Raw genomic sequence first — 18,154 nt, forward strand, 5'->3', positions numbered from 1 at the left:
ATAATGCGAAGGATTTGCATTCCGTGTAAAGGCAAAACGCCCTTACTGGCGAGGGGAGATATTTCAAGCTGTTACAAGGATTCGGAGCCCGTCATCTTGCAGGAGCGGGTTCCTGCAGGCCGGTGACCTGAGCTTACAACACGCCGACGTGAGTACGTTGCGCCTGCTTCAGATACGACAGCAATTCACGGGCGGGCAATGGTTTGCTGTAGAAGTAACCCTGACCTTCGTGGCAGCCCTCGGAAATGATGTACGCCTCTTGCTCCGTCGTTTCGACCCCTTCGGCAATCACCTGCATGCCCAGGCTCTTACCCAGCTGGATGATCGCGCGCACGATCGTGGCGTCGTCATCGTCGTCGATCAGGTCCTGAACGAAGCTCTTGTCGATCTTGATTTTGTCCAGCGGCAGGCTTTTCAGGTAACTCAATGACGAGTACCCGGTGCCGAAGTCGTCGATGGCGATCAGCGCACCGGAGCGGCGCAGGCTGAGCAGATGCTGAGCGGCGGTGCTGATGTCTTCCATCAGGCCGGTTTCAGTGACTTCCAGCTCCAGACTGCGGGGCGGCAAACGGTAGATCTGCAGGAGGTTGTTGACCACACGAGGCAGCTCGGAGTGGTGCAACTGCACGGTGGACAGGTTCACCGCCATGCGCAGATCGGTAAAGCCCTGGTCATGCCACTCGCGCAGCTGTTTGCAGGCCTGGTCGAGCACCCACTCGCCGATGGCGATGATGGTGCCATTCTGCTCGGCCAGCGGGATGAACTGATCCGGCGGCACAAAGCCATGTTCCGGATGAATCCAGCGAATCAACGCCTCGACGCCCACCACGCGTTGATCGCGGTAGCTGATCTGAGGCTGATACACCAGATGAAACTGATTGCGCACCAGCGCTTCGCGCAGGTCTTTTTCCAGTTCGCGACGTCGGCGCATCTCGCTGTCGACGCTGGCGATATAGAACTGATACCGGTTGCGCGAGCGGGTCTTGGCCAGCGTCATGGTCTGTTCGGCTTTTTGCAGCAGCTTCTCGGTGCTGTCGCCATCTTCCGGGAATAACGTGATGCCGATGGTCGCGCGCAGCCGGATCTCCTCGTTCTCCACGGCGAAAGGCGCTTCGAGGTCGTCGAGGATATTCTGCGCAAGCTCAGCGGCTTCATATGGTTGCTCGATGTCGGCCTGAACCAGCGCGAACTGATCGCCGCCCAGACGTGCCAGCGCACCGAGTCTTCCGCTGTGACTGCGCAGGCGATCGGCCAGCGCGAGCAGCAGTTGGTCGCCCGCCTGATAACTGAACTGCTCGTTGATGCCTTTGAAATCGTCCAGACCCACGCACAGCACCGCCACGCGATGTTGCACCTTGCCGGCGTCGATGAGGATTTTGTCCAGTTGCTGCTGCAATTGCTGGCGATTGGGCAGCCCGGTTAGGAAGTCGTACTGCGCCATGCGCAGCAGGCTCGACTCGGCCTCATGGCGCAAATGGGTGTTGCGCTCGATGGATGCCAGCAGTTGGTTCGCCGTATTGACCCAGATGCCCAGCTCGTTTTTCTCGTGGCCCTTGAGCAATGGAAGTTGGTGCTCGCTGGGACGATCGGGGTTGATGCTGGTCAGGTGTTCGATGATTCGCGAGAGCGGTTTGGTCAGCAGCCAGTGATAGACCAGATAAAGCACCAGGCCCATCGCCAGCGCGCGCAGCACGCCTGAGATGAAGATGATCATCGAGTTGATCAGAAAGCCTTCGCCGTAAGTGGCGGTGTCGAGGGTAATGCGCAAATCGCCGTAATACTCGCTGTACGGGCTGCGGCCCACCAGTTGCGTGGTGAAACTGCGCTCCTGGCCGAGGATCAGGTCGGTCAGCCAGCGGGTAGGGGATGCCTTGAGGTCGCGGGTTTTTTCTGCCAGCAGGGTCTCATTGGGATGACCGATGGACGCCATGCGCACGGCCTTGTCCTGGAACAGCCCCTCGATGACCTGCATGCCCATCTCACGGTCCAGGCTGTAGACAGCCTGCGTAGACGGGTCGCGGAACATGTCGAGGATCCGCGCGGCATCGGTGGCGACAGCTTGTCGGGTCTTGTACGCGTCGTAGACGATCTGCGCACAACTGAGCACAACGCCGACGATCAGTGCCGAAAGCAGCACGACGCGCAGCAGCTTTACCGACAAGCTGTTTTTGAGTTCCAGCTTCAAATGGGCATTCCTTCATCCATGCTGATAGCGGGGCGACTGCTTGCAAGCATTGACATTGCAGGCCTTCGGGTCAAGCGTCCTGGTTAACGCATGACTCGTATGATTCGGATAACGTTTCACATGCAGGCACGTAAGGCTATCACTACTGTGTCGGTAGACAGTGGGCGGAACTTGAGCCTCGTTTCGTCGAATGGGCGTCAGCTGATATTAGTCCGCTATCGCTTTCTGACAATACATAAAGGATGAACAGAAGGCGAAAAAAAACCCGGCCAGGCCGGGTTTTTTGTGTGAGTCAGTCATCAGGCGGTGAAGTTTTTGCCTTCGAACTGTTCAGCGACGAACTTCCAGTTCACCAGGTTCCAGAATGCTTCGACGTATTTTGGACGCAGGTTACGGTAGTCGATGTAGTAAGCGTGTTCCCACACGTCGCAGGTCAGCAGCGGGGTGTCGCCGCTGGTCAGCGGGTTGCCGGCACCGATGGTGCTGGCCAGTGCCAGGGAGCCGTCAGCTTTCTTCACCAGCCAGCCCCAGCCGGAGCCGAACGTGCCGATGGAGGTCTTGCTGAATTCTTCCTTGAACTTGTCGAAGGAACCGAACGCAGCGTTGATGGCATCTGCCAGTGCGCCAGTTGGCTGACCGCCGGCGTTAGGGGCCAGGCAGTTCCAGTAGAAGGTGTGGTTCCAGACCTGGGCTGCGTTGTTGAAGATACCGCCCGAGGAGGTCTTGACGATTTCTTCCAGGGATTTGCCTTCGAACTCGGTGCCTGGCACCAGGTTGTTCAGGTTCACGACGTAGGTGTTGTGGTGCTTGTCGTGGTGGTATTCCAGAGTTTCCTTGGAGATGTGCGGTGCCAGAGCGTCATGAGCGTACGGCAGCGGCGGCAATTCGAAAGCCATGGTAATTCTCCTAATCAGGTCAGTTGCGGTTTGCGCAAGGCCGATCACGGGCGGCCAGACAGAACATACGCCGGCGAGTTTTATACTCTTTGCGACGCAGGGGCTGGATCATAGCACCGGCCCCGGCCCTTAACCACGCAACAACTGTGTGGGATAGAGGTTCCAGAGCATTGCAATCAATTCCAGGTTCACGCCGAGCGGACCAGCTGCAATGCCACGCTGAACATCATGACCGCCACCATCAGATCCAGCAGTCGCCACGTCGTCGGGCGTGCCAGCCACGGCGCCAGCCACGCCGCGCCCAGCGCCAGAGTCGAAAACCACAACAGCGACGCGCTCGCAGCGCCCACCACATAGGCTTCGGGCACGGCTTGCTGGGCTCCGAGCGAACCGATCAACAGAACGGTGTCGAGGTAGACGTGCGGATTGAGCAGCGTTACCGCCAGTGCGGTCAGCAGAACGGCGCGACGCGAGCGCTGACCATTGGCGTCGCCCTGCGCCAGGCTTTGCGGCGAAAGGGCGCGACGCAGCGCCTTCGCCCCGTACCACAGCAGGAACACCACGCCGCCCCAGCGCGCCACCGCTAACAACGCGGCGTTGTGCGCGAGCACGTTGGCCAGCCCGAATACACCGGCGGCCACCAGAACCGCGTCGCACACGATACACAGCACCGCGACCGAGACGTGATGCTCGCGGCGCAGGCTTTGCGCAAGGACGTACGCGTTCTGTGTGCCGATGGCCATGATCAGACCGCCGGCCACCAGCAGCCCGTTGAGATAGCTTTGCCACATGGTAGTTGGCTCCCGAGTCGGATCAGTGGGCGTTCTTCGCCAGCTCACGCAGAACGGCCAGCGCTCTGTGCGCATCGTCCCTACCGACGAAAAGATGATCGTGATAGAACCCCGCGATGACGTTGCAACTGATCCCCGCATTGCCCAGCGCCGTGGCGAAGGCGGCGGTCAGTCCGACGGCTTCCAGTGACGAGTGCACAGTCAGGGTGATCCACGCCATCACATAAGCCGAATCAAGTCCCAGCGCCCAGGCTTGCTGGCGTTCAAGAATGACCGTCATGCCTTCGCGCTCGCGAAAGCTGCCCAGAGGCTGGGTTCCGTGCAGATGACTGACGTCGGGCACGCTGCAGAACACGTAATCGCCGTCGTTCAATTCAGGACTCATGCTGCGCAGCAGCACACCGAGGGAGGTTTCACCGGACATGACATATCTCGCTAAACAGAAGTGGCCATTGTCGGGTCCGACGCGGTATAAGAAAAACCAATAAACATGATCGCTCATTAGGAAAACTGATGTTCGACTACAAGCTGTTGGCAGCGCTCGCTGCGGTGATAGAACAGGCGGGTTTCGAGCGTGCGGCGCAGGTCCTGGGGCTCTCCCAGTCAGCGGTGTCTCAGCGCATCAAATTGCTGGAAGCACGGGTCGGCCAGCCGGTGCTGATACGCGCGACGCCGCCCAGTCCGACCGACATCGGTCGCAGGTTGCTGAACCATGTGCAGCAGGTTCGTCTGCTTGAACGGGACTTGCAAAGCGTAGTGCCGGCGCTGGACGAAGGCGGCACGCCCGAGCGACTACGTATCGCTCTGAATGCCGACAGTCTGGCCACCTGGTGGGCGCAGGCAGTAGGCGATTTTTGCGCAGAACATCAATTGCTGACCGACCTGGTGGTCGAAGATCAGGACGTCGGCCTCAAGCGCATGCGCGCCGGAGAAGTGGCGGCGTGCCTGTGCGGCAGCGAACGGCCAGTGGCGGGCGCCCGCAGTCTTTTGCTTGGCGCGATGCGTTATCGTGCGTTGGCGAGTCCGGCATTCATTGCCCGGCACTTTCCCGAAGGGGTCACCGCCACGGCGCTTGCGCGCTCGCCGGCGCTGGTATTCGGCCCGGACGATTTTCTCCAGCATCGCTATCTGGCGTCGCTGGGTGTCGAGGGCGGGTTCGAACACCATTTGTGCCCTTCGTCCGAAGGCTTCATGCGCATGACCGAGGCCGGGATGGGCTGGGGACTGGTGCCCGAACTGCAGGTCGGCGAGCAACTGGCGAGCGGCCGTCTGGTGGAACTGGTGCCCGATCACTGCATCGATGTCCCGCTGTACTGGCATCATTGGCGCAATGGCGGGCTGTTGCTGACGCAGTTGACTGCACATCTGGCGAAAAAAGCCGGTCGTTGGCTGGTGCCCCTTCAGACACACTAAGCGTCTCTGATTCCCGCGCCATCAGGCGGCGGCAGCGGTTCAAATCCTATGAGCGCGGGATGGCCCCGCATTCATGCATGAAACACGGTAAGCAAACGGAGCGGTAAATGAAGATTCTGGTCACCGGCGCAAGCGGCTTCATCGGCGGGCGCTTCGCGCGTTTTGCCCTGGAGCAGGGGTTGAGCGTTCGGGTCAACGGCCGCCGCGCAGAAGGCGTCGAGCATCTGGTCCGGCGCGGAGCCGAATTCATTCAGGGCGATCTCAACGATCCCGACGTGGTTCACGCACTGTGCGACGACGTCGAAGCCGTGGTGCATTGCGCCGGGGCGGTCGGCACGTGGGGGCGTCGGCAGGACTTTCATAAGGGCAACGTTCAGGTCACCGAAAACGTCGTCGAGGCCTGCCTCAAACAGCGCGTGCGGCGGCTGGTGCATCTGTCCTCGCCGTCGATTTATTTCGATGGCCGTTCGCACCTGAATATCCGCGAAGAACAAGTGCCCAAGCGCTTCAACAATCATTACGCCGCGACCAAGTATCTGGCTGAGCAGAAAGTGTTCGGCGCTGAAGAGTTCGGTCTGGAGGTCATTGCGCTGCGCCCGCGCTTCGTGACCGGCGCCGGGGACACGAGCATTTTTCCGCGGCTGATGCAGATGCAGCGCAAGAAACGCCTGTCGATCATTGGCAACGGGTTGAACAAGGTCGATTTCACCAGCATTCAGAACCTCAACGAAGCCTTGATCAGCAGCCTGCTCGCCAGCGGTTCGGCGCTGGGCAAGGCGTACAACATCAGCAACGGCGCGCCGGTGCCGATCTGGGATGTGGTCAATTACGTGATGCGCCAGATGCAATTGCCGCCGGTCACGCGTTATCGCTCTTATGGCCTGGCCTATGGCGTGGCGGCGCTGAACGAGGCGGCGTGCATGATGTGGCCGGGCCGACCTGAACCGACGCTGTCCAGACTGGGGATGCAGGTGATGACGCGTGATTTCACGCTTGATATCAGCCGCGCCCAGTATTATCTGGACTACCAGCCCAACGTCAGCGTCTGGACCGCGCTCGATGAGTTCTGCGGCTGGTGGAAAGCGCAGCACGGCGGGGCGCTGTAAACGGCTGTCAGCATCCGTGGTTATACTGCCTGCCATTCAGATTCAGCGGTTTTTTCAAAGGGAAACGCATGCGCAAAGATCCGTATGACGACGTCGATGACGTCCCAAGCCTCAGTGCCAAAGATGATGACGATGATTTCCTTCCCGACGCCGGTGCCCGCGAGCGCACCACCGTGTATTCGCGCACCACGCCGGTCGTCAAAGTCAAAGCGCCCGGTACCGGCGCCTTGTGGGCCTTGATCGGGGCGCTGTTCATTGCGTTCTGCGGCCTGGGCTGGTGGAGTTTTCAACAGGTGACGTTGATGGAGCAGCAATTGGTCGCCACGCAGGAAAGCTTCGCGCGCATCAGTGAGGAAGCCGCTGGCAGGCTGCAGGATATTTCCGGAAAGGTGGTCGCGACCGAATCGGTTGCCAACAGCGGCGGCGAAGCGCTCAAGGCTCAGATCAAGCAGCTGCAGGATCAGTTGGCTGACCAGAGCAAGCAGCAACAGGGCGTGGCCGGTCTGCAGGGCGGGCTGGATAAACGACTGGAGCAGATCAGCACGCAGAGTGCTCAGCAGCAAGCGGTCAATCAGCAGTTGCAGGATCAGCTCAAAGCCGTGACGACTGAACTGGCCGCCTTGAAAGCGGCGGTGGCAGACAGCAAATCGGCGCAGTCGGGTCAGGATCGTCTGGACAACGAGGTCAAGAGCCTGAGCGCGGACGTGGCCACTCTCAAGAAGAGCAACAACAGCCAGGCGATCGAGCGTCTTGAGCAGGACATGATCGTGCTCAAGAGCGAGCAGGACAATCGTCCGGCGGCAGGCGCTTCCACGGGTGCGAGTACGGCGGAGTTCGATGCATTCCGCGGGCAGATGACGCGCAACCTGAATACTTTGCAGAGCCAGATTCAGACGCTGTCGCAGCAGATCAACGCCCGGCCGCAGTAGGTTAAATCGGGCTTTGGATTGCTGCATCGAAGCCCTTCGCGCCTGATTGCGAGCAGGCTCGCACCCACATTTTTTGCAACGACCCCCATTCTGTTGGACCGAGTGGTCAGCCTCTAAAGCTACCTGCTCGGTTCCTCAGGCCATGGCACATTCCAATCCATGTGGGCGCGAGCTTGCTCGCGAGCGGCCCGAAGGGCATCAGAGTAACAACCTGAAACCTTGTTAGCCCTCAAGCCCTTTCACCACCTGGAGCCTTACAGCGTCGGGTAATCCAGATAGCCTTCGGCGCCCTTGGCGTAGAACGTCTCGGGATGCGGCTCGTTCAGCGGCGCATCTTTGGCCAGACGCGCTGGCAGGTCAGGGTTGGCAATGAACGGCACGCCGAACGCCACAGCGTCTGCCTTGCCGCTGGCAAGCCACTCGTTGGCGGTTGCTTTGGTGAACTTTTCGTTGGCAATGAACGCGCCGCCAAAAGCCTGTTTCAGACGCGGTGCCAGGCTGTCATCGAGCTCACGCTCACGTGCGCAGATGAAGGCGATGCCGCGTTTGCCCAGCTCGCTCGCAACGTAGGTAAAGGTTTCGGCCAGGTTGTCGTCGCCCATGTCATGTGCGTCTGCGCGAGGGGCCAGATGCACGCCCACGCGACCCGCGCCCCAGACTTCAACGACTGCATCGGTCACTTCCAGCAACAGACGCGCGCGGTTTTCCAGCGAGCCGCCGTAGGCATCGGTGCGCGTGTTGGTGCTGCTCTGCAGGAACTGGTCGAGCAGATAACCGTTGGCGCCGTGGATTTCAACGCCGTCGAAGCCCGCTGCCTTGGCGTTCTCGGCACCGACCCGGTAGGCGTCGACGACGTCTTCGATTTCGGCCAGCTCCAGTGCACGTGGCGTCGGATAGTCAGCCAGCGGACGAACCAGGCTGACGTGGCCTTTGGCGGCGATGGCACTTGGCGCCACCGGAGCTTCGCCGTTCAGGTAGCTTGGGTGTGAAATCCGACCGACGTGCCACAGTTGCAGGACGATCTTGCCGCCAGCGGCGTGCACGGCTTTGGTGACATTGCCCCAGCCGCGCACCTGATCGTTGGACCAGATGCCCGGCGTATCCGGATAGCCCACGCCCATCGGCGTGACGGAGGTCGCTTCGCTGATGATCAGGCCGGCCGATGCGCGCTGCACGTAGTACTCGGCCATCATCGCGTTGGGCACTCGGCCTTCATCGGCACGGCAGCGGGTCAACGGCGCCATGATGATGCGGTTGGCCAGTTCCAGGTCGCCCAGTTTGATCGGGTCAAAAATTGTTGCCATCGGGGAAATCCTCAAAGCAGTCAGTAGTGGATGAATCCGCAGTCGTTCGAATTCATGGGGTGACAGCAGCCAGCTCGGCGTCGCCGCGCTGACGGAAATTGATCAGGGTGACCAGCAGCGCCAGTACCGCCAGAGCTCCGGCAGCCAGCGGCACGCTGGTGAGGCCGAAGCCGTGGGCGATGACGCTGCCGCCGACCCATGCGCCAAGGGCGTTGCCGACGTTGAACGCGCCGATGTTCAGGGTCGATACCAGGTTGGGCGCTTCCTTGCCGAAGGTCACGACGTTGATCTGCAGGGCCGGCACCGCGGCAAAGCACGCCACCGCCCAGAGGAACAGCGTGACCTCGGCAGGGATCAGCGTGACGCTGGTCCAGCTCAGGAGGGTCGAGACCACCGCCATGGTGATGAACACGCCGATCAGCGTCGCAGCCAGACGGCGATCCGCCAGTTTGCCGCCGATGATGTTGCCGACGGTCAGCCCCAGGCCAATCAGCATGAGGGTCCAGGTCACGCCCCGTGGCGATACGCCGGTGACTTCGCCCAGCAGCGGCGCAACGTAGGTGAACAGTGCGAACACCGACGCGGCGAACAGTGCCGTCATGCTCAACGACAGCCAGATGCCGGCGCCTTTGAGTGCGCCCAGCTCGGCGCGCATGTCGAGTTTCTCTTCATCGTGTCGCGTGGGCAGAAAACGGATAAGGCCGATGAAGGCGATCACACCGATCACCGTCACAGCGAAGAAGGTCGAGCGCCAGCCGGCCTGCTGGCCCAGCGCGGTGCCCAGCGGAACGCCCAGTACGTTGGCCAGGGTCAGACCGGTGAACATCAGTGCCACGGCTGAGGCGCGACGATTGGCCGGGACCAGACCTGCCGCCACCACCGAGCCGATGCCGAAAAACGCGCCATGGCACAGCGCCGTGACCACGCGGGCGAACATCAGCACGTTGTAGTCCGACGCGATGGCGCAGAGCAGATTGCCGATGATGAAAATGCCCATCAGCGTGACCAGAGCGGCCTTGCGCGGCAGCCTGGAGGTGGCCATCGCCATGAACGGTGCGCCGATGGCTACGCCCAGCGCATAGCCGGTTACCAGCCAGCCGGCGCCCGGAATGCTGACGCCCAGGTCCGAGGCGACGTCGGGCAGCAGGCCCATGATGACGAACTCGGTCGTCCCGATGGCGAAGGCGCTCAGGGCCAGAATGAGTAGTGAAAGGGGCACGTGCGTCTCCTGAAGTCTGTGTTTGAGCTGGCCGCTCAGAGTTGCTCGGCCAGTTCCTGCAAAAACGCCTGAATGACGTCTTCGTTGCGTTTGAAAAAGTGCCACTGCCCGAACTTCTTGCTGGTGATCAGGCCGGCACGCTGAAGCGTTGCCAGATGCGAGGAGACGGTCGACTGGGACAGGCCGGCGCGTTGATCGATCTGACCGGCGCACACGCCGTTTTCCAGCGAGTGATCCTGATCCGGAAAGCAGGCATATGGGTCTTTGAGCCAGACGAGGATCTGGCGGCGAACAGGGTGCGCCAGGGCTTTTATTATTTCGTCGAGGTCGATAGGCATGTCGTTCTCAAGTCGTGTAGCGATATATCGCGATGGAGCGAACTTTATATCTGTCTATCGCGATATACAAATATGAAGTGGTGCTAAGCGAAGGCTGAATCGCTATATCGGGTTATAACGATATAGGGCGGTGGCTCCTGCGCCATGTTCGACGAGTCAGGTCAGGAGCAACCGCCATTTGCCGCCAATGAGGAAGGCAGCCTGATCTGTGGAAAAGAAACGTCCTGCGCCAGGCGCATCAGTTTCAGTGCCTGTGTCATCGAGCTTGAAATGACCTGCGCGCTCGGAGTAGGGCTCAGGGTCGGGACGATCAGCTTGATGCTCCGGCAGCTGCAGCTGTCTTGGTCGGATCGGGGGGGCGACGTCGCTCGCAGCCTGGGCGCGCTGTTCTTGCATTTTGGCCTGCCTTTCCTCGATATAGGATTCAATTTCTTTGATGAGCATGCCGAGGAGTTCGTCCCTGATCGTGCCCTCGGTCAGTAGCCACCTTGCGGCATGATTCACTGCTCGGTGGCTAGCAGCTCTGGCCTGTGCATAACTCTGCTGCCAGTTGACCTTAGGCAAGGGTTGTACGTGATAGATAGTCCCTCGCCGTAATATTTTGTTGGCGGCGCGTCCCGCCGAGCGGCTCAATCGGGTCGCCATTTTCACGACTTTGGCAGACGATGCTGCCCATTCGCCCAAGCCGGTGCCAAACGATATCCAGCCCAGGATGTCGGCGGTCTTGTCGTCCTTGCCCCATACTTCCATTGCGCTGGCCGCAGCCCCGGACGCAAGTGAAACAGCGCTTAAGGCTGCAGCACCAATGGCCACTACTTCACTGGCGGTGAGGGCGCCCAATCCATACGCTGCAAAGGTTGCGAAGGCCAGGCTGGCGGTGCCGAATGAGGCGACAGTCGCTGCGATGCCCGCTGCAGTCGTGATACCGATGAACAGCCAGGTCATCCAGCCATGCCCATCAGGATCGATCCGGTTAATGGGATCACCCGCGCAGTAGGCATAGGGGTTCAACCCCCCGCGGCCGAAGGGGCTCTCGCTGTCGGGGCTCAAAAAGCTCATTAACACAGGATCGTAAGGGCGATAGCCGCCTTGAATGTACCAACCGGTCAGGGCCTCCTTGCGCTCCCCCGCAAAACCGAAAGGCCCGGTCTCTTCACTGTCGGGATCGGCTCCCTGCGGGGTGTAGTGGCGGGTCCGTACGTCTGCGTCAGCTTCCAGACGCACGCTGCCCTGAGCGTCTGTACCGAGCAGAGTCGTGCCTTGGCGCACGCCCGCGGCCAGCCGAGTCTGCGCAAAGAAGGTCTGACCATCGCCCGCCAGGCGCAAGGTACCGGTATCGCCACGTTCATGAGTGGGCTGGTTGTCGTTGAAGAAACTGCGGGTCAGGGCGCCATCGACAACCCGATCGGAAAGCTGACCCGGCGGGTCGTAGCGGTAATCGCACGTGCGATTCCGGTAATCGACCTTTATCAGCCGGCCCTGGCCATCCCAATGCAAAACCCGGCCCAGGGTGTCGCTGATCAACCGACCGCACTCGTCATGGGTCAGCTCGATGGATTGGGGCCAGGAAGCGTGGGTGTGCGTGATGTGACGCACCTGGGCAGGATCGTCAGTGGCATAGCTGAACGCCGCCTCGTCACGCGTATGGTCGAGGAACAGGCTGGAAACCCGTTCATAGCCACTGAGCTCATTGAACGTGAAGGTCTGTTCGACGATGCGATTACCGAACGGATCGACAGGAGCCGCCTGGTCGTTGGCGGTGTAGTGCACCAGCCGGTCGCGATTGTCGTAGTCGAACGTCTCCTCGCCTCGTTGCTCTGCGTCCTGCCACTGACGCTGCACCAACTGATCGAGCGGCGACCAGACCAACGTTTGCGTCCACTCGCGTAGCGAGCCATCGAGCGTCGTGCTGAACGTGCGGGTGCGTTCGCGCCCCATGCCGTCGTAAGTCAGGGCGCGTGTGAGGGTGCGGCCCGTCGCGGCATCGTGCGCCGTGTAAGTGTCGGGTCGGGACAGGCTGTCGTAGGTGACGTCCATGGTCACCTCACCGGCGACCACCTGGCGAACCCGACCGCAGGCATCGTAGAACCGACGATGCGTCGCGCCGTCCTCGTCGTCGAATTGCAGCAGCAACCCGTTAAGCGAGTGTTGCCAGCTGGCGACATGCTGCTGGCCATCGACGGTCCAGGTCTGAGAGCGCGGTTGGCCGGACGCCTTGTAAGCCAGCTCCTGCGTACCCAGCGCGCCGCTGGCAGAGGTCGGAAACCCCAGTGTCGGATCATAAGTGAAACGGCTGACAGTCTCCGCCGCGGGGGCAACGGACAGCTTGCGATTCTCCAGCTGCGGCTCGTAGGTATAAGCGATTTCGCTGCCGTCTGGCAGCCTGTGAGCGCAAGCGGGAAGCTGGTTCGGCACATAACGCAGCTGCGTCTCGCGGCCACCTGTTGCAATGGTCAACGGGCGACCCAGGCCGTCGAACGTCTGGCGGCCCAATGTCCCGACCTCATCCATTTCCAGACATTGCGGGTGGTTGCCGTCGCTGTGCAGGGCGTAGGTCCAGCGTACGCGGGTGTCGTCAGGGAAAGTCTTTTCAATGATCCGTGAATACGCGTCATACCGATACTGCGTGACGAACGGGGGCTGATCCGCCACGACGGTCGACTGTTCGATCATTCTGTCCAGACCGTCACGAATCAGCTGCGTGCAGCGTTGCAGCACTCCGCCGTCGTCGTGGACAAGCGTCTTCACCGCGCTGCCGGCGACATTCTTGATGGCGGTCTCTCTTTTGGAAGCCACGCCGGACGCGCTCTGCCGCCAGGTTTGAACCTGCAGGCCGATCGGATCGTTCCACGTGTGCAGCGTCACGCCGTCCGGCCCGGTGTCGGTGGCGGCATTGCCCCAGTCGTCATAGGTGAACGCACGAGTGAGCGTCAGGGGCGCAGATGAATCCGGAACATCCGGATTTGGGAGCCAGTCGGTGCTGGTATGTCGGGTGACCCTGCCCAACGGGTCATACCGCGTGCGGCTGATTTCGCGAAAGGTACCGGGGGCGTTGTCCTTGTCTTCATGTTCCACGCAAATCACTCTGCCCGCGCCGTCGAGCCAGGAGCGTCTGCGCGTGGTGGTGACGTCCGTTTCTTCCTTGAAGGCAATGCTGATGATGTCGGGCGGTCTTTGCGCCACGGCCTCATCGTTGATGTGATAACTGCACGTGCGCTCGGCTTCGAATGCCCCGTCGGCGGCGATGAGTGTCCGTGTGTTCCTGCCCAGGAGATCATATTCATACTGCGTGACCACACCGGCGGCGCTGGTCTGTTCCTTGATCAAACCGGTGGTCAACGAGCGGGCCTCGTGGGTCACGGAGCGCGAAGCCAGATTGAACGTGCTGTAGTCGTGGCCTTCGATGATGGTGGTCGTACGCAGCCAGCCCTCTTTGAGAATCGAGTAGGTGTACCGTGTGGTGGTCGCCAGTCCGTTGAGGGTGGTGATTGACGTGGCAATCTGACCATAGTGGGGGCTGGCTGCATCGGTGACGTACGTCTGTGCCGTGCTTTCGATGAGCTGATCAACAGATTCGTCCCTTAACTGTTCCTGCACGACCACTGAATGAGCAGGGTCGCCAGGGATCAGCGAGGGCAGATCCTCATAAACGTATGATGTCGACAGTGTAGGTGCTTCGACGTCAGCCATCGCCGGCGCAGGGAAGGTCGTTTTTTTCTTCAGAAAGCGCACTTGGCCCGATGCATCTCTTGGACAGCCCTGAGCGCTGCCGTCGGCCGGATAGTACTCCGAGCACTCTACAACGCCCGTTGGCAACTCGGTACGCAGGACATTGCCGTAATCGTCGTAGCTGTATTCGCTGCGCTCGCTGCGCTCGCTGCGCCGCGCGGTGCCTTCTCCGGTCTCTGCCTCCTTTCCATGATCGATGTAGGTGACGGTGACGAGATGCGGCAACTGGCAGTACGCAGGCTGCATTTCCCATGTGGCATCCGGGATGACGCCGTATTCGGTGTCCGTGCGAGTTTCGCACTGGCCGACGACGGTCTGCTCAAGGGTCTGCAAGTGAAAGCGGTTCCAGGTACGGGTGGTGACGGCCAGTACAGTGTCTTCGTGGTCTTTCAGGGTTTCCTCGACGCTGTACAGGTAGTCTTTATTGACCTGATAAAGGTTGTCGCGGCCGTGTTCCCAGGTATACCCGGCATCGGTGCCATAGCCGAGGAAATTCGCCGTACCCTTCCAGACGTACTCATGAATAACGCGAGTGTCATCGTCCCCAGGGGTCTGAGACCAAGTGGTGACACGAGGCAGCCAGCCAAAAGGCGCTCCCTCCGGTAGCTTGTGGCTGTTCTCGCGGGATGACCAAAAGACAGCGTCCCGCGCGCCCAGTGGCCCGTTCACTTCTTTGGGCAACAGCAGGGTTTGGCCAAAACCCACTGCAGTGGATTCATAGACAAAGCGGTGGCGCTCCGAGGTTTCCGGCAATTTGACGGACGCCAGCCTGTCGTTGGCCAAAGACAGTTCGAGGGCATAGGCATGTTCGGTCTGTGGATCGAACACGAATTTCACACCCGTTTGCCGCTCTACTTTCAGCAACGTATGGTTTTCGTCGGAGATAGAGTCCAACCAACTGTCATCTGCGCCAGCTGGCGACCATTTCAAGAACAACCGTCGTCCCTCAGGCGAGCGTAGTTCGCTCAACAGATAAGTGCTCCGGTTAGCGGGCTGCGTGAGGATCTGTATTTCGCCGGATTTGTCGGATATCTGGTAGCTGGTCGGGCTGATGCGCACAACCTCCATCGAGCGCAACTTGTTGTCGGAAAACACCAACTTGCTCTTGTCACCCGACGCCTCCCAATCCACTGCAAACCGCTCACCTGATGACAGCAGCAAGTAAGGGGCATCAGGCTCAAGCACGAGTTCTGACAACAGCAGGGACCAACCCAGGCCATATCCCTGATTCAGGGTCGACCCCATCATGTTGAAAGACAACGCCGTAGAGAGCACAGGCCCGGCCAGGTTATTGCCATGCAACGCGGGCAGTTTGATCGCCAGATTGAACTGTCCGGTGCGTGCATCGACCGCCGATTGCACCGCACCCAGGTAATTCATCGCCTGGGTGTGAATACCACCGGAAAGTTGTCGTGGACGTGAGCGCTCTGCTTCTTCCGGACGCATGATGAAAACTTCCCTGTTAGATTGGCAATGTCGATAGATAAAGTGGGCTGGCGCTCAACGAAATAATGTTGCTATCAGTTGATTGGTCAGGCCGGCGGCGCGCCGGCTGGTGTATTGATAGGTGTCTGAAGAATAGAAAATCTCGCGCCGAGTTCAAGGTGGTCATTAGCGCCCGGAAATTCACTCTTCAATTCTGAGTACTTGATATTCCTGGTGTGACTAACGGACGTGTTGCTTATTGATAAGGAAGGAAAGTTGCGTGAGTTGATTGCACATCTCATCGCGCGTTATAACCCGCCGCGATAAATTAATCCCCGCCGCGATAGCGCTTATCGCGAAATGATTGATCGCGTTGGCGCTCAAGCGACAGCATTTTTCCAAGGTCTGGCACACGTCGGCTTGTCATACACCACGGGCCGGGCTAGTTTCGCCACTGGATACCTTGAGCCGTTGAGCGGCAGACGAAGACTCCCATGAATTACCTCGCACATCTCCACCTGGGTGGCGACCGCCCTGCGCAGCTGTTGGGCAGTCTGTACGGCGACTTTGTGAAAGGGCTGTTGCCTGGGCGTTTCCCGGCCGAGATCGAAACGGCGATCCGCCTGCACCGCAGCATCGACGCATTCACCGATTCGCATCCGCTGATCAGACAGGCGATGGGGCGGTTCCCTGCCGAGCGCAGGCGCTACGCCGGCATCGTGCTGGATGTGTTTTTCGATCACTGCCTGGCGCGGGACTGGCCTCAGTATTCGGATGTGCCGCTGGATGCGTTCACCGACAAGGTCTACCGCGTGCTGGCGAACGAACCCGAGTTGCCTGAGCGTCTGGCGAGGATTGCGCCGCGCATGGCCGCTCAGGACTGGTTGGGTTCGTACCAGGATTTTGAGGTGGTGGGCGATGCGCTCGCCGGGATTTCGCGCCGGTTATCGCGCCCTGAAGGACTGGCCGGCGCCATGCAGGAGCTGCAGGCGCTTTATCGGCCATTGAGCGAAGATTTCACTGCGTTCTATCCACAGGTGCAACGCTTCGCTCAAGCGGCTCTCGCGGCCGGGCGAACATCGGCTGGCTGATCCACTTCGCCGAACAACGCGACCTGCACTGCCTGCTGCGCTTCGAACGCAAGCGCCGCGCGTTCCTTGCCTTGCGAGGCAATGGTCGGCAGCAACTGGATATGCACCTCACTCACCTCATTGGCGAACAGCCGACGCAGATGCGAGAGCAGGTCATCGTCGCCAATGAACGGCGCGATCGGGTCTGGCTTGCCGGCGCGCACGTACTTGATCGCCACCGGTTGCAACGGGACGCCTGTCTCGATGGCGCTGGACAGCAGGCGACCATGAAAGGTGCGCAGGCTGCGGCCATCGGTGGTGGTGCCTTCCGGGAAAATCACCAGCGAATGTTGGCCCAGAAGATGCTGCCCGATCTGCTTCTGGATCAGCTTGCTGTCGCCCGAACCCCGGCGGATGAACAACGTGCCGGCTTTGAGCGCCAGCCATCCCGCGACCGGCCAGGTGCGCACTTCGGCCTTGGACAAAAAGGACAGGGGCGCGAGCATGCCCAGCAGCGGGATGTCGGTCCACGACACGTGGTTGCTGACCCACAGCGTCGGCTGGCTCGGCAATTTGCCACTCACCGTCACGCGAAATGGCAACGCGGCGCTCAGACGCGCCATGAACCAACTCGTCCAGCGCTGGCGGCGGGCCATGGAATTGCCGATGCGCAGGCGCTCCATCAGCGTGAACGCGCCGGCGATGGTCAGGCCCAGAGCGATGACCCACAGCACACGGATGACGCGCGCATGGCTGCGCAGGGTGCTCATCACACTGCAGCCTTGAAGTGGCGGGCGTAGCGCGGGCACAGTTCGTCACGCTTGAGCAGGATGAAGACGTCAGCGACCTGGAAGTCCTCGTCCCAGCAAGGCTCGCCGCAGATCTTGGCGCCCAGGCGCATGTAGGCTTTGAGCAACGGCGGCATTTCGCAGATCACGTTGCCTGGCAGGTCGAGGGTGGGCAGAGGCTTCTTGGGTTCGGCGCGCAGGTGCTCGGTGCTCAGATAACGCTCGCGCAGGCGCTGCATGATTGCATGGGCCTGAATGCCGCCGTCCTGCATCGGAATGCTCGCGCAGCCCATCAGGTAGCTGTAGCCGCCTTCGTTGAGGATTTCTGCCAGCTCACTCCACAGCACAGCGATGGTCCCGCCGTTGCGGTAGGCGGCGTCGACGCAGGTGCGGCCCAGTTCCAGAATCGGCCCCTGCAGATGACCGAGGCCATGCAGGCTGAATTCTTCTTCGCTGTAAAAGCGGCCCAGCGTGCTGGCAGCCTTGTGGTCCAGCAGTCGGGTCGTGGCCACCAGTCGACCGGTGCTCAGGTCGCGCACGCCGATGTGCATGCAGTGCACATCGTAATCATCGATATCCAGGCCCAGCTCGGCGCCTTTGAGTCTGGCGTTGAATTCGCCACTGAAAACGCTGAAGCGCAAGGCCTGTGCTTCCTGCAGGGCTTTGATGCCGACCAGGCGTTCAGCCTGCAGGCGGCGTTCGGAGCGGGTGTCTCGAATACTGGCGATCTGAGTCATGTGGCGTCTCCGTGGGCCAGCCCTGGTCCAGGCCGGTCGACTGATTATTCGAAAGCATTGCTGTACGAATGCAGGCTAGGGAGGGCCGATGTCATCACCGTTAAGCTTTGGTGATGGTTGCGTGACAGGGGAAACGCAGCGGATACGCGACTTGTCTGGGGGGATTCACGCGCGGGCTCGTCCAGAGGCTGTCATGAATCGCTGCTAGGGTTGCCTGCAGCTTT

Annotated in this window: 14 protein-coding genes; 4 read left to right on the forward strand and 10 right to left on the reverse strand. The window is 60.6% G+C overall.

The window, feature by feature from the left end; translation table 11 throughout:
* Positions 1-133 precede the first annotated feature (133 nt).
* The 4 genes from AAGQ88_RS04935 to AAGQ88_RS04950 form a co-directional block, all read right to left on the reverse strand.
* The gene (locus AAGQ88_RS04935; protein ID WP_285423125.1) at positions 134-2,185 is read right to left on the reverse strand and encodes a bifunctional diguanylate cyclase/phosphodiesterase; all 2,052 of its coding nucleotides are present in this window, start codon (positions 2,183-2,185) and stop codon (positions 134-136) included.
* A gap of 299 nt (positions 2,186-2,484) precedes the next feature.
* Positions 2,485-3,081: a Fe-Mn family superoxide dismutase gene (locus AAGQ88_RS04940; protein WP_342654578.1), complete on the reverse strand. Its 597-nt coding sequence runs from the start codon at positions 3,079-3,081 to the stop codon at positions 2,485-2,487.
* 188 nt (positions 3,082-3,269) lie between these two features.
* Positions 3,270-3,872 carry a LysE/ArgO family amino acid transporter gene (locus AAGQ88_RS04945; RefSeq protein WP_342654579.1) on the reverse strand — a complete coding sequence of 201 codons (603 nt, stop codon included), beginning with the start codon at positions 3,870-3,872 and terminating at the stop codon, positions 3,270-3,272.
* A gap of 22 nt (positions 3,873-3,894) precedes the next feature.
* Positions 3,895-4,296 carry an ACT domain-containing protein gene (locus AAGQ88_RS04950; protein WP_342654580.1) on the reverse strand — a complete coding sequence of 134 codons (402 nt, stop codon included), beginning with the start codon at positions 4,294-4,296 and terminating at the stop codon, positions 3,895-3,897.
* A gap of 89 nt (positions 4,297-4,385) precedes the next feature.
* Between AAGQ88_RS04950 and AAGQ88_RS04955 the strand changes: the two genes are divergently transcribed.
* The 3 genes from AAGQ88_RS04955 (at position 4,386) to AAGQ88_RS04965 (ending at position 7,320) form a co-directional block, all read left to right on the forward strand.
* Positions 4,386-5,285 (forward strand): LysR family transcriptional regulator ArgP, encoded by a 900-nt coding sequence (locus tag AAGQ88_RS04955; RefSeq protein WP_285423129.1) that lies wholly within the window; start codon positions 4,386-4,388, stop codon positions 5,283-5,285.
* A 107-nt stretch (positions 5,286-5,392) separates the two neighbouring features.
* Positions 5,393-6,391 (forward strand): NAD-dependent epimerase/dehydratase family protein, encoded by a 999-nt coding sequence (locus AAGQ88_RS04960; RefSeq protein WP_342654581.1) that lies wholly within the window; start codon positions 5,393-5,395, stop codon positions 6,389-6,391.
* A 68-nt stretch (positions 6,392-6,459) separates the two neighbouring features.
* Positions 6,460-7,320: an ATPase gene (locus tag AAGQ88_RS04965; protein ID WP_285423131.1), complete on the forward strand. Its 861-nt coding sequence runs from the start codon at positions 6,460-6,462 to the stop codon at positions 7,318-7,320.
* A 254-nt stretch (positions 7,321-7,574) separates the two neighbouring features.
* Here AAGQ88_RS04965 and AAGQ88_RS04970 read toward each other — a convergent pair whose 3' ends face one another.
* The 4 genes from AAGQ88_RS04970 to AAGQ88_RS04985 all read right to left on the reverse strand — a co-directional run bounded on the left by AAGQ88_RS04970 (position 7,575) and on the right by AAGQ88_RS04985 (position 15,356).
* The gene (locus AAGQ88_RS04970) at positions 7,575-8,624 is read right to left on the reverse strand and encodes an alkene reductase (protein WP_285423132.1); all 1,050 of its coding nucleotides are present in this window, start codon (positions 8,622-8,624) and stop codon (positions 7,575-7,577) included.
* Positions 8,625-8,676: 52 nt separating this feature from the next.
* Positions 8,677-9,843 (reverse strand): MFS transporter, encoded by a 1,167-nt coding sequence (locus AAGQ88_RS04975; protein ID WP_285423133.1) that lies wholly within the window; start codon positions 9,841-9,843, stop codon positions 8,677-8,679.
* A 35-nt stretch (positions 9,844-9,878) separates the two neighbouring features.
* Positions 9,879-10,181: a helix-turn-helix transcriptional regulator gene (locus tag AAGQ88_RS04980; protein WP_285423134.1), complete on the reverse strand. Its 303-nt coding sequence runs from the start codon at positions 10,179-10,181 to the stop codon at positions 9,879-9,881.
* 156 nt (positions 10,182-10,337) lie between these two features.
* Positions 10,338-15,356: an RHS repeat-associated core domain-containing protein gene (locus AAGQ88_RS04985; protein WP_342654582.1), complete on the reverse strand. Its 5,019-nt coding sequence runs from the start codon at positions 15,354-15,356 to the stop codon at positions 10,338-10,340.
* A 473-nt stretch (positions 15,357-15,829) separates the two neighbouring features.
* Here AAGQ88_RS04985 and AAGQ88_RS04990 point away from each other — a divergent pair, with 473 nt between their 5' ends.
* Positions 15,830-16,426 (forward strand): ACP phosphodiesterase, encoded by a 597-nt coding sequence (locus AAGQ88_RS04990; RefSeq protein WP_342654583.1) that lies wholly within the window; start codon positions 15,830-15,832, stop codon positions 16,424-16,426.
* Here the strand turns inward: AAGQ88_RS04990 and AAGQ88_RS04995 are convergent.
* Together AAGQ88_RS04995 and olsB are read right to left on the reverse strand one after the other, a co-directional pair.
* Positions 16,387-17,175 (reverse strand): lysophospholipid acyltransferase family protein, encoded by a 789-nt coding sequence (locus AAGQ88_RS04995; protein WP_342654584.1) that lies wholly within the window; start codon positions 17,173-17,175, stop codon positions 16,387-16,389. The two genes, AAGQ88_RS04990 and AAGQ88_RS04995, sit on opposite strands and share 40 nt — an antisense overlap.
* Positions 17,175-17,930: an L-ornithine N(alpha)-acyltransferase gene (gene olsB / locus AAGQ88_RS05000; protein ID WP_342654585.1), complete on the reverse strand. Its 756-nt coding sequence runs from the start codon at positions 17,928-17,930 to the stop codon at positions 17,175-17,177. Before olsB ends, AAGQ88_RS04995 begins: the two co-directional genes overlap by 1 nt.
* Between the last annotated feature and the right edge of the window lie 224 nt (positions 17,931-18,154).

The organism is Pseudomonas sp. F3-2 (genome assembly GCF_038804275.1).
Taxonomy (GTDB): Bacteria; Pseudomonadota; Gammaproteobacteria; order Pseudomonadales; family Pseudomonadaceae; genus Aquipseudomonas.